Consider the following 12,032-nt stretch of genomic DNA (forward strand, 5'->3'; position numbering starts at 1 on the left):
CGCATAATCCACCAATTGGGGAATGCCGCCCGGCCGGCGGCGCCGCCAGAACCAGATCCGGAACAAAGATGAACGACACCGAGATCGCCCTGAATGCGCGCCAAGCTCTCGGCGGCGCGCCGGAAAAGCTGGAAGCGCCCGATTCGGGCGCCGAGACCCGCCCCTCGCGCCTGCCGCCGCCGAGCCAGAAACCCTGGCGCTGGCTGGCGCTGCTCGTCGCCGTGGCGGCGGCTTATTGGGGCTGGCGCCATTTCAGGACGCCTTCGGCCGAGCCCGCAGCGACCCCATACGCGCAGGACCAGTCCGGCGGCCGGCGGGGGCGGGGCGGCGACCACGCCGTCATCCAGCCGGTCGGCGTCGCCGCGGCGGAGCGGCGCGACGTCAATGTGGTGATCAACGCCCTCGGCACGGTGACGCCGATCGCCACCGTCACCGTGGTCAGCCAGATTTCGGGCTATTTGCAGCAGGTCGGCTTCACCGAAGGCCAGCATGTCAAGAAGGGCGACTTCCTCGCCCAGATCGATCCGCGTCCCTATGAGGCGCTCAAGGCGCAATATGAGGGGCAACTGGCCCATGACCAGGGCCTGCTCGATCAGGCGCGCGTCAACGACGTCCGGTACCAGGCCCTGCTCAAGCAGAATTCCATCGCCCGCCAGACGGCGGAAGACCAGAAATATGTCATCCAGCAATATGAAGGCACGGTGCGCGCCGATCAGGCGCTGGTCAATGCGCAGGCGCTCAATATCGCCTATGCTCATATCGTTTCCCCGGTCGACGGCCGCGTCGGCCTGCGTCTGGTCGATCCCGGCAATTACGTCCAGGCGGGATCGACCGCCGGCATTGCCGTGGTCACGCAGCTGCAGCCGATGTCGGTGCTGTTTTCGGTGCCGGAAGACGCCCTCAACAAGATCGCGCCGAAAATGCGCGACGGCGGCCAATTGACCGCCGTCGCCTATGACCGCGCCAATGTCAGGAAACTGGCGACCGGCGTCGTCACTGTGCTCGACAACCAGGTCGACACCACCACCGGCATGGTCAAATTGCGCGCCACCTTCGACAACGCCGACGAGGCGCTGTTTCCCAACCAGTTCGTCAATATCCGCCTGCTGGTCGAGGTGCTCAAGGGCGTGGTCGCCGTGCCGACCGCCGCCGTCCAGCATGGCGCTCCGGGCGATTATACCTATGTGGTGACGAACGATGGCAAGGCCGCCGTGCGCGTGCTCAAGATCGGCCAGATCGACGGCGATCGGGTCCAGATCCTGTCCGGCATCGATGCGGGCGACCGTGTGGTGGTCGATGGCGCCGACCGGCTGCGCGAAGGCGCCGAAGTGCGGGTCGTCGGAGACGCCTCGACGGACGCCGCGTCGCCCGCGAACGCCGCCCCGGCGCAGCCGCTGGATCCGGCGCAAGCCGGCGCCGCAACGGCGCCCGCCGATCCCGCGCAAGACCAGAGCCGACGCAGGCGCCGGCAGGGGAACGCCGACGGCCAGAACGGCCCTTCGAAATGAACCTTTCGGAACCCTTCATCCGGCGGCCCGTCGCCACGACGCTGCTGATGATCGCCATTCTGCTGGCCGGGTTCGCCGCTTTCCGCCTGTTGCCGCTGGCGACGCTGCCGGCGGTGGATTATCCGACCATTCAGGTGCAGACGTTCTACCCCGGCGCCAGCCCGGAAGTCATGACCTCCTCGGTCACCGCGCCGCTGGAGCGGCAATTCGGCCAGATGCCCGGTCTGAGCGAGATGACGTCGGCCAGTTCCGCCGGCGCCTCGATCATCACCCTGCAATTCGGCCTCTCGCTGTCGCTCGACGTCGCCGAGCAGCAAGTCCAGGCCGCGATCAACGCGGCCAGCAACCTGCTGCCCGCCGACCTTCCGGCGCCGCCGATCTACGCCAAGGTCAATCCGGCCGACGCCCCGATCCTGACCCTCGCGGTGACCTCGAAAACCCTGCCGCTCACCGAGCTGCGCGATATCGCCGAAACCCGGCTGGCGCAAAAGATCTCGCAACAGCCCGGCGTCGGACTGGTCAGCATCGCCGGCGGACAGCGCCCCGCCGTGCGCATCCAGATCAATCCCGCCGCGCTCGCCGCCTACGGCCTCAATATCGACGATGTGCGCACCATTCTCGGCAACGCCAACGTCAACACGCCCAAGGGCAGTTTCGACGGTCCGTCGCAGGCTTCGACGATCAGCGCCAACGACCAGATCACCAGCCCCCAGCAATATGCCGACACCGTCATCGCCTATCGCAACGGCAATCCGGTGCGGCTTTCCGACGTCGCCAAAGTCGTGAGCGGACCGGAGAACACCAAGCTCGCCGCCTGGGCCAACCGGACGCCGGCGATTCTCTTGAACGTGCAGCGCCAGCCCGGCGCCAATGTCATCGCAACCGTCGATTCGGTTCGCAAATTGCTGCCGGGCCTGTTGTCGGGCCTGCCCGCCGCCATCGACGTGGAAGTGCTGACCGACCGGACCGTCACCATCCGCGCCTCGGTGGCCGACGTCGAATTCGAACTGCTGCTCGCCATCGTGCTGGTCGTGGCGGTGATCTTTGTCTTTCTGCGCACCCTGCCGGCGACGCTGATCCCCAGCCTGTCGGCGCCTTTGTCGCTGATCGGGACGTTCGGCGTGATGTACCTGCTCGGCTACAGCCTCGACAACCTGTCGCTGATGGCGCTGACGATCTCGACCGGCTTCGTCGTCGACGACGCCATCGTGATGATCGAGAACATCACCCGCTACGTCGAGAAGGGCGCCGATCCGCTCGACGCGGCCCTGCGCGGCTCGAAACAGATCGGCTTCACCATCATTTCGCTGACCGTCTCGCTGATCGCGGTGCTGATCCCGCTGTTGTTCATGGGCGAGGTGGTCGGACGGCTGTTCCATGAATTCGCCGTCACGCTCGCCGTCACCATCGTCATTTCCGCCGTGGTGTCGCTGACGCTGGTGCCGATGCTCTGCGCCCGGCTGATCCGCTACCGCCCCGACAACCAGCGCGGGCGGTTCGACCTTTACGCCGAAAAAGTCTTCGACCGCATCGTCGCCGCCTATGGCCGTGCGCTCGACGTGGTGCTCGCGCGCCAGCCTCTGACGCTGATGGTCGCCATCGGCACGCTGGCGCTGACCGCCCTGCTCTATATCGCCATCCCCAAGGGCTTTTTCCCGGCGCAGGACACCGGCGTCATCCAGGCCATTTCGCAGGGGCCGCAGGACGTGTCGTTCAAGGAAATGGTGAGGCTGCAGGGCGAACTGGCGCAGGTGATACTGGCGAACAGGGATGTCGCCTCGCTCAGTTCCTTCGTCGGCGTGGACGGGTCCAACCTCACCCTCAATTCCGGCCGTTTCCTGATCAATCTGAAACCTCGGGGCGAGCGCGACGACACGATCGCCGAAGTCATCCGCCGCCTCAACAAGGAGGCGTCGGAGGTCATCGGCGCCAAACTGTTCATGCAGCCGGCGCAGGATCTGACCATCGACGCCTCCGTCACCCGCGCCCAGTATAAATTCGTGCTGGAGAACGCCAACCCGAAGGAATTCGCGGAATGGGCGCCCAGGCTGACCGAAAGGCTGCAACAGGCGCCGGAACTGGCCGACGTCGCCAGCGATTTGCAAGCCGGCGGCGCGGCGCTCGACCTGACCATCGACCGCGCCACCGCCGCGCGTTTCGGCATCACGCCGGCGACGATCGACAATGTGCTGTACGATTTGTTCGGCCAGCGCATCATTTCGACCATCTATACCCAGTCCAACCAGTATCGCGTCATCCTGGAGGCTGACGCTTCGCTGCAGGAATCGGTCAAGGGGCTGGATTCGATCTACCTGCCGTCCAATGCCTCGACCACCAACGGCCAGACGCCGCTATCGGCCATCGTCCACCTGACCCGCCGTTCGGGGCCGCTGGTGATCACCCATTTCGGCCAGTTCCCTGCGACCACCATTTCGTTCAATCTGGCGAAAGGCGTCTCGCTCGGCGCGGCGGTGACGGCGATCGACAAGATCAAGGCGGAAATCGGCCTGCCCCCGTCCTTCGTCGTCGCCTGGCAGGGCGCCGCCGCCGCCTTCCAGACCTCGCTGACCAATGAACTGCTGCTGATTGCGGCGGCGATCGCCACCATGTATATCGTGCTCGGCGTGCTCTACGAGAGCTTCATCCATCCGATCACCATTCTCTCGACCCTGCCCTCGGCCAGCGTCGGCGCCCTGCTGACGCTGCTGGTGTTCGGCTACGATCTCGACATCATCGCGGTGATCGGGATCATCCTGCTGATCGGCATCGTCAAGAAAAACGCCATCATGATGATCGATTTCGCGCTGGAGGCCGAGCGCGTCGCGGGTCTGTCGCCCGTCGAGGCGATCCGGCAGGCCTGCCTGTTGCGTTTCCGGCCGATCCTGATGACCACCATGGCCGCCATTCTCGGCGCCCTGCCTTTGATGCTGGGGCGCGGCGTCGGCTCGGAACTGCGCCAGCCGCTCGGTTACGCCATTGTCGGCGGCCTGATCTTCAGCCAGGTGCTGACCCTGTTCACCACGCCGGTGATCTATCTCTATTTCGACCGGCTGGCGGTCCGCCTGCGCGGCGACCGCGCCGCCCCGCTGAAGCCTCAGGCCGGCGTCGGGAGCCAGGCATGAATATTTCCGCCCCGTTCATCCGCCGGCCGGTGGCGACCACCCTGCTCACCATCGGCATCGCCTTGTCCGGCGCCATCGCCTATTTCCTGTTGCCGGTGTCGCCGCTGCCGCAGGTCGATATCCCCACCATTTCGGTCAGCGCCTCCCTGCCCGGCGCCAGCCCGCTGAACGTGGCCAACAGCGTCGCGGAGCCTTTGGAGCGCCACCTCGGCCAGATCGCCGACGTCACCGAAATGACGTCGAGCTCCAGTCTCGGCCAGACGCGCATCTCGTTGCAATTCAGCCTCAACCGCGACATCAACGGCGCGGCGCGCGACGTTCAGGCGGCGATCAACGCCGCCCGCGCCGACCTGCCGACGTCCCTGCGCTCCAACCCGACCTACCGGAAGTTCAATCCGGCCGACGCGCCGATCCTGATCCTGAGCCTGACCTCGAAAACCCTGACGCGGGGCCAGCTTTACGACGCCGCCAGCAATGTGCTGCAACAAAGAATTTCCCAGCTTCCCGGCATCGGCCAGGTGCAGATCGGCGGCTCGACGCTTCCCGCCGTGCGGGTGGAGCTCAATCCGCAAGCCTTGTTCAAATATGGCGTCGGCCTCGAGGACGTGCGCGCGGCTCTGGCCTCGGCCAACGCCAATGCGCCCAAGGGCGCGATCGAGGAAGGCGGGCGCCATTACCAGATCTACACCAACGATCAGGCCTCGCACGCCGAGGATTACCGGCCGCTGATCGTCGCCTATCGCAACGGCTCGGCGGTGCGCCTGTCCGACGTGGCTTCCGTCGTCGATTCGGTCGAGGATCTGCGCAACGCCGGCTTCGCCAACAGCGTCCCCTCGGTTCTCGCCATCCTGACCGCCGAACCGGGCGCCAATATCATCGCGACGGTGGATGCGGTAAAGTCCGAACTGCCGCATTTGCAGGCGGCGCTCACCGGCGACATCACGCTGAGCACGGTGATGGACCGTTCGGTGACCATTCGCGCCTCGCTCAGGGACACGCAAATCACCCTGCTCATCGCCATCGCCCTGGTGACGCTGGTCGTGCTGCTGTTTCTCGGCAACATCCGCGCGACTCTGGCGCCGGGAATCGCCGTGCCGGTCTCGATCCTCGGGACTTTCGGGTGCATGTACCTGTTCGGCTACAGCCTCAACATGCTGTCGCTGATGGCCCTGACCGTCGCCACCGGCTTTGTCGTGGACGACGCCATCGTCGTGGTCGAGAATATAGAACGCCATATCGACGCCGGAATGAACGCCTTCGAGGCCGCCCTGCGCGGCGCGCGCGAGGTCGGGTTCACGGTTTTCTCGATCACCCTGTCGCTGATCGCGGTGTTCACGCCGATCCTGTTCATGGGCGGGATGATCGGACGTTTCTTTCGCGAATTCGCCATGACGCTGACCGTCGCCATCTCGATTTCGCTGGTGATTTCGCTCACCACGACGCCGATGCTCTGCGCCCAGTTCATGCGCCGCCGCGTGAAAAAGCCGAAATCCAGCCGCGGGCGGCGCTGGAATCCGCTGGAAGGCGGCTTCGACTGGCTGCACGGCGCCTATGGCCGCAGCCTGACCTGGTCGCTGCGCCACCCGCGCCTGATCATGCTGCTGCTGCTGGCGACGGTGGCGCTCAATATCCAGCTTTACCGCATCGTGCCGAAGGGGCTGTTTCCGCAGCAGGACACCGGCCGCCTGATGGGCCGGCTCGAAGCCGACCAGAGCATTTCGTTCCAGAACATCAGCCAGAAACTGGAGGAAATGATCCGCATCACCAAGGAGGACCCGGCGATCGACACCGTCGTCGGCTTTACCGGTTCGAGCGGCGGCGGCGGCCCGGGCGGCTCGGCCAATTCGGCGACGCTGTTTGCTTCGCTCAAGCCCGTTTCGGTGCGCGGCGTCAGCGTCGACGAGGTGATCGCCCGGCTGCGGCCGAAACTCGGTCATGTTCCGGGCGGGCGGCTGTATTTTCAGGCGGCTCAGGATTTTCGCGCCGGCGCGCGGCAGAGTTCGGCGCAATATCAATATACGCTCGCCGCCGACGACACCGCCGAACTCTACGAATGGGCGGAAAAGCTGACCCAGGCCCTGCAAAAGCGCGATCGCCTCAAGGACGTGACCTCGGACCAGCAAGTCAAATCGCTGCAAACCAATCTGGTGATCGACCGCGACGCCGCGTCGCGTCTCGGCCTCAGCATGGCGCAGATCGACAATACGCTTTACGACGCTTTCGGCCAGCGTCAGGTTTCGACCATTTTCGCGGCCATCAACCAATATCACGTCGTCATGGAAATCGACCCGCGCTATACCCAGCGGCCGTCCATGCTCGACGAAATCTACATCTCGACCGCCGGCGGCGCGGCCAATGGCGTAGCAACCTCAAACCTGCCCGGCGGTTCGGTCAAGAAGACGGCCCCCGCGGGCGAAAGCGTCACGGCCGCGAAGGCGGGCGAGGCCAGCCTCGATTCGGCGCGCAACGCCGCGATCAACGCGCTCGCCGCCTCGGGCAAAAGCTCGGCCTCCGCCGGCGCCGCCGTCTCCACGACCAAGGAGACGATGATCCCGCTCAGCGCCATCGCCCGTTTCGAGCGCGCCAACGCGCCCTTGTCGATCAATCACGAAGGGCCCTTCGTCACCACGACGATTTCGTACAATCTCGATCCGAAAGACGCGCTCAGCGACGCCATTGCCGAAATTCACGCCGCCGAGGCCGAAATCCACATGCCGACCACGGTGCATGGCCTCGAATCCGGGACTTCGCTGGTCTTCGCCGATTCCTTCAAATCCATGCCGCTGCTGCTGCTCTCCGCCATCGTCGCCATCTATATCGTGCTCGGCATCCTCTACGAGAGCACGATCCATCCGATCACCATTCTCTCGACCCTGCCCTCGGCGGGCGTCGGCGCCCTGCTCGGCCTGATGATGTTCGGCATCGAGTTCAGCATCATCGCCGCCATCGGCGTGATCCTGCTGATCGGCATCGTCAAGAAGAACGCCATCCTGATGGTGGATTTCGCCATCGACGCCAGGAGAACCCGCAACGCGACCTCTTATGACGCGATCTACGAGGCCTGCCTGTTGCGCTTCCGACCGATCCTGATGACCACTTGCGCCGCCATTCTCGGCGCCTTGCCGCTGGCGATCAGTTTTGGCGAAGGCGGCGAAATCCGCCGGCCGCTCGGGGTGGCCATCGTCGGCGGCCTGATTATCAGCCAGCTGCTCACGCTCTATACGACCCCGGTGGTCTATCTCTACATGGACCGGTTCAGCCTGTGGCTGAAAGCCAGACGGCGCGCCCTGTTCCTCGGCCGCGCCCGCCCCGCCGGGGCCGCGCAGGGCGGGGTCGCGGCGCAGTAAGGCCGGCGTCAACGAAACCATTGTTTCGAAATGCCTTGGTTGCGCCAATCCGCGCGTTGAAGATCCGCGCCGACCGATCCTTCGAAAAGCCAATTGCATCCATGCGCCGGAAGGCGCCTATTATTCGCTCAACCTGCACAAAGAGGCAGGGTCGGAGGAAATGATGACCAGGACGGTTTGGCGGGATGAAAATCCCGCGAGCGAGCGTTTGAATCATGGCTGGGGCCGCGCCTTGGCGGGCGTCGCATTAGACCGTGCGCCTAAGCGCGATTTTTTGCGCGCGAAATCCTTGGCCCCCCGCCCTTCACTCCCGATTGCAAATGGCGACCGTCGCCTGGACCCATTTTCGGGTCGAACAAGGTCGCCGGCTTTTCCCGCCGGACCGTGGCCCGCGCCCGGGCGCCTTGACGCATCTTGCCGCTCTTGCCGCCGGCGGCGGGATCGCAAGCGAAAGGCGGCGACGCTGACGTAATTTGATAAATAACACGTGGGGAGGAACGCATGACAACACTGACGCAACCGGGCGCGCCTGCCCGGCATGGCTGGCTGGACCGCGAAGCGACCGTCGCCCATGCCGGCTTCAACCGCTGGCTGGTTCCGCCGGCGGCGCTGGCGATCCATTTGTGCATCGGCATGGCCTATGGTTTTTCGGTGTTCTGGCTGCCGCTGAGCCAGGCGGTCGGCGTGACCAAAGCGGTCGCCTGCCCCGCCGATTCCGGCCTGATGAACGCGCTGTTCACCACGACCTGCGACTGGAAAGTCGCCGATCTCGGCTGGATGTTCACGTTGTTCTTCGTGCTGCTCGGCTCCTCCGCCGCGATCTGGGGCGGCTGGCTGGAGCGCTCGGGGCCGCGCAAGGCCGGCGTGGTCGCGGCTTTGTGCTGGTCGGGCGGGCTGATGCTCGGGGCGCTCGGCGTCTATCTGCACCAGCTCTGGCTGCTCTGGCTCGGACCGGGCGTGATCGGCGGCGTCGGACTCGGGCTTGGCTATATTTCGCCGGTCTCGACCCTGATCAAATGGTTTCCCGACAAGCGCGGCATGGCCACGGGCATGGCGATCATGGGCTTTGGCGGCGGCGCGATGATCGGCTCCCCGCTCGCCGCCATGCTGATGAATCATTTCAAGAACGCCGAATCGGTCGGCGTCTGGCAGACCCTGGTCGTGCTCGGCGGCCTCTATTTCGTCTATATGCTCGGCGGCGCCTTCGGCTATCGCCTGCCGCCGCCGGGCTGGCGGCCGCAGGGCTGGACGCCGCCAGCCGGCGCCAAAAAAATGATCGCCACCGGCAATGTCCATCTCGACGACGCGCTCAAGACGCCCCAATTCTGGCTGATCTGGGCGGTGCTCTGCCTCAACGTTTCGGCCGGGATCGGCGTGATCGGCATGGCCTCGCCGATGTTGCAGGAGATTTTCGGCGGCGCGCTGATCGGCAAGCCGGAACTCGGCTTCGCCGCGCTCGATGCGGGCCAGAAAGCGACGATCGCGGTGATCGCGGCGGGCTTTGCCGGCTTCCTGTCGCTGTTCAACATCGTCGGGCGCATCGTCTGGGCGTCGCTCTCGGATCATCTTGGCCGAAAAGCCACTTATTTCGTGTTTTTCGCGCTCGGCATCGCGCTTTACGCCGCAACCCCGACGCTTGGCCACATGGGCGCCAAGGCTCTGTTCGTGCTGGCCTTTGGCGTCATCCTGTCGATGTATGGGGGCGGGTTCGCCACGGTGCCGGCCTATCTCGCCGATATTTTCGGCACGCAATATGTCGGCGCCATCCATGGCCGCCTGCTCACCGCCTGGTCCACGGCGGGGATCGTCGGTCCGGTGGTGGTCAATTACATCCGCGAGTTCAACAAGGCGGCGGGCGTGCCGGCGGACCGGCTCTATGACGTGACGCTCTATATTCTCGCCGGATTTCTCGTCGTCGGCATGATCTGCAACGCGCTGGTCAGGCCGGTCGATCCGAAATATCTGATCCCGGAACAGGAGGCGGCGGCCTATCAGGCGGCCCAGGCCCTGCCCTCGGGTCCGATCGGAGCCTATGGCATCGGCGGCGGCGGCTTCGACGTGAAAACCATCCTCGCCTGGCTGGCGGTCGGCCTGCCGCTCGCCTGGGGCGTCCAGCAGACTTTCGCCAAGGCGCTGATCATCTTCAAGTGAGACCTGTCCGAGCGACCCTTGTTCGGGTGAGCCTTGTCCGGTCCGAAATCGCGACGGTTTCGGACCGGTCTTTTGTCTGGCGGCGCGGATGCAGTTTAGAAATAATCTAATTCACCGCGAAAAGCTTTTGCCGCGCCGTCTATCCGTGTCAAATAGGCGCATAGCTTTCGCCGGCCGCGACGGAGCCTTGGCCCAGATGATCCTCTGCTCTTGCAATGTCATATCGGACCGCGACATCCGGGCCTGCGTAAGGCCCTGCTGCGATACGCCGGCGCGGGCGCGCGAGGTGTTCCACCGCCTCGGCGTGACCCCGAAATGCGGGCGCTGCGTGCGCAATATCCAGGCTTTGTTCGAGCGGGAGACGCGCGGCGGCGCCTCGGCGCAAACCCCATGCGTGCGCATGGTTCAGGCGGCGGAATGAACGGGCCAGAATGAACCTGCGATGTTGCGGGCGGAACCATCGCGCCGCCATCAGGTTGGAAATATCATCGAAAGGCTGGGGAAAATCATGCGGGGCGATGCAACGGTAATCGACTATCTCAATCGCGGGCTGCGCGCCGAGTTGACCGCGATCAACCAATATTGGCTGCATTACCGCATCCTCGACAATTGGGGCTACAAGGCCCTCGCGAAGAAATGGCGCGAGGAATCCATCGAGGAAATGAGCCACGCCGACCAGTTCACCACCCGCATCCTGTTTCTCGAAGGCTTTCCCAACATGCAGGAGCTGAACGCCCTGACCATCGGCGAGACGGTGCAGGAAGTGCTCGAACTCGACCTCGCCGCGGAACTGGCGGCCCGCGCGCTCTACCTTGAAGCCGCCGGCTATTGCGTGTCGGTCAACGACCGCGTCAGCAAGAACCTGTTCGAACACATCGCCGGGGAAACCGAAGAACATATCGATTTTCTCGAAAGCCAGCTGGAACTGATCAAACAGGTCGGCCTGCCGCTTTACGCCCAAAAGCATATTGGCGATTTGAGCTGAGCCGGATCGGCTGCGGACTGGCTCATTTCGGACCGCCGCAGTCGGGCCCGCGACCGTCGCGACCCGACCCGGCATGGCCGGTCGTCTGAACCGGCTGCCATGCCGGGAATGAAGATCGACGATCCAAACCCGTCGTGAACGTCAAGCCACAGCGGCTCTCGCCTGCGCGCCGAGCGCGATCGCGCGCGCATCGAGCGCCGCGCGAATGTGCAGCGGAACCTGCCGGCGCGCTTTCGCGCGAGGAAAAGGCATTTCCTCAACCGTTTTGCCGTCCGGATAAAGCGCCTCGTGCTCGGCCCAATTGTCGAAGCCGAGCCGGTCGACATTATCGACGAACGTCTCCGCCGGCGCGTTTTCCGCGAGGATCAGCGCATGGTCGTCGAGTTCGACGTGATAATAAATGAAGTTTTCGGGAACCGAGGTCTCGCGAACGATCGAGGTCCCGTTGACCAGCGCGCCCGCCTGGATCAGCACGCCTTCGACGAGCAAAGCGTGATCGGTCGACAGCCGCAAATCGCGGGAAGGAACATTGTCGCCCAGCGCGCCGGCCATGACGCGGATAGGCCAGCAGCAGATCGGGTCGGCGAAACCGGCGCATATCGCCCGTCGGCCGATCCATGAGATCGGCCTGGCGACGCCTTCCGTCGTCATGACCAGGTCGCCGCGCTTCAGCATTTCCACGGGGACTTCCGCCTTGTCGGTCCGGATGAGCGTTCCGGCGCAATAGCAGGGCGCCGCGTAAACGCTGATCCGCGTCGTCGCATCGCTCACGCTGGTCTGCTGCAAGACCTTGAACTGCTCGACCGTATCGTTGAGACGGCTCACGACGAACACATGGCCGGCGGAATCGGTCGCCAAATTGTTGGGGGCGCGGATGCCGCTCGTAAGCGTCGCGACCAACTCGCCGGAGGCGTCGAAC

General features: G+C 64.8%; 7 protein-coding genes. 6 read left to right on the forward strand and 1 reads right to left on the reverse strand.

All coding sequences use genetic code 11. The features are described from left to right. The first annotated feature begins 68 nt into the window (after nt 1-68). The 6 genes from QZY01_RS23020 (at nt 69) to bfr (ending at nt 11,113) form a co-directional block, all read left to right on the forward strand. Nucleotides 69-1,508, forward strand: a complete 1,440-nt coding sequence (locus QZY01_RS23020; RefSeq protein ID WP_294541947.1) for an efflux RND transporter periplasmic adaptor subunit — start codon at nt 69-71, stop codon at nt 1,506-1,508. Further along, entirely contained in the window at nt 1,505-4,630 is a 3,126-nt protein-coding gene (locus QZY01_RS23025; protein WP_294541949.1) for a multidrug efflux RND transporter permease subunit, read from the forward strand. The genes QZY01_RS23020 and QZY01_RS23025 overlap by 4 nt, the downstream gene beginning before the upstream one ends. Further along, nucleotides 4,627-7,977 carry an efflux RND transporter permease subunit gene (locus QZY01_RS23030; protein ID WP_294541951.1) on the forward strand — a complete coding sequence of 1,117 codons (3,351 nt, stop codon included), beginning with the start codon at nt 4,627-4,629 and terminating at the stop codon, nt 7,975-7,977. The genes QZY01_RS23025 and QZY01_RS23030 overlap by 4 nt, the downstream gene beginning before the upstream one ends. A 501-nt stretch (nt 7,978-8,478) precedes the next feature. Further along, nucleotides 8,479-10,128: an OFA family MFS transporter gene (locus tag QZY01_RS23035; protein ID WP_294541953.1), complete on the forward strand. Its 1,650-nt coding sequence runs from the start codon at nt 8,479-8,481 to the stop codon at nt 10,126-10,128. Between the two features lie 196 nt (nt 10,129-10,324). Beyond that, on the forward strand, nt 10,325-10,549 hold the full coding sequence (locus QZY01_RS23040; protein WP_294541955.1) for a (2Fe-2S)-binding protein: 225 nt from the start codon (nt 10,325-10,327) through the stop codon (nt 10,547-10,549). Nucleotides 10,550-10,636: 87 nt separating this feature from the next. Then, nucleotides 10,637-11,113, forward strand: a complete 477-nt coding sequence (bfr, locus tag QZY01_RS23045; RefSeq protein WP_294541957.1) for a bacterioferritin — start codon at nt 10,637-10,639, stop codon at nt 11,111-11,113. A gap of 141 nt (nt 11,114-11,254) precedes the next feature. On the opposite strand, the gene QZY01_RS23050 is transcribed toward bfr, so the two are convergent. Next, nucleotides 11,255-12,032, reverse strand: a 778-nt coding sequence (locus tag QZY01_RS23050; RefSeq protein WP_294541959.1) for a Hint domain-containing protein, incomplete at its 5' end; no start/stop codon positions are given.

Origin of the sequence: uncultured Rhodoblastus sp., assembly GCF_903903185.1 — a bacterium.
GTDB lineage: Bacteria > Pseudomonadota > Alphaproteobacteria > Rhizobiales > Beijerinckiaceae > Rhodoblastus.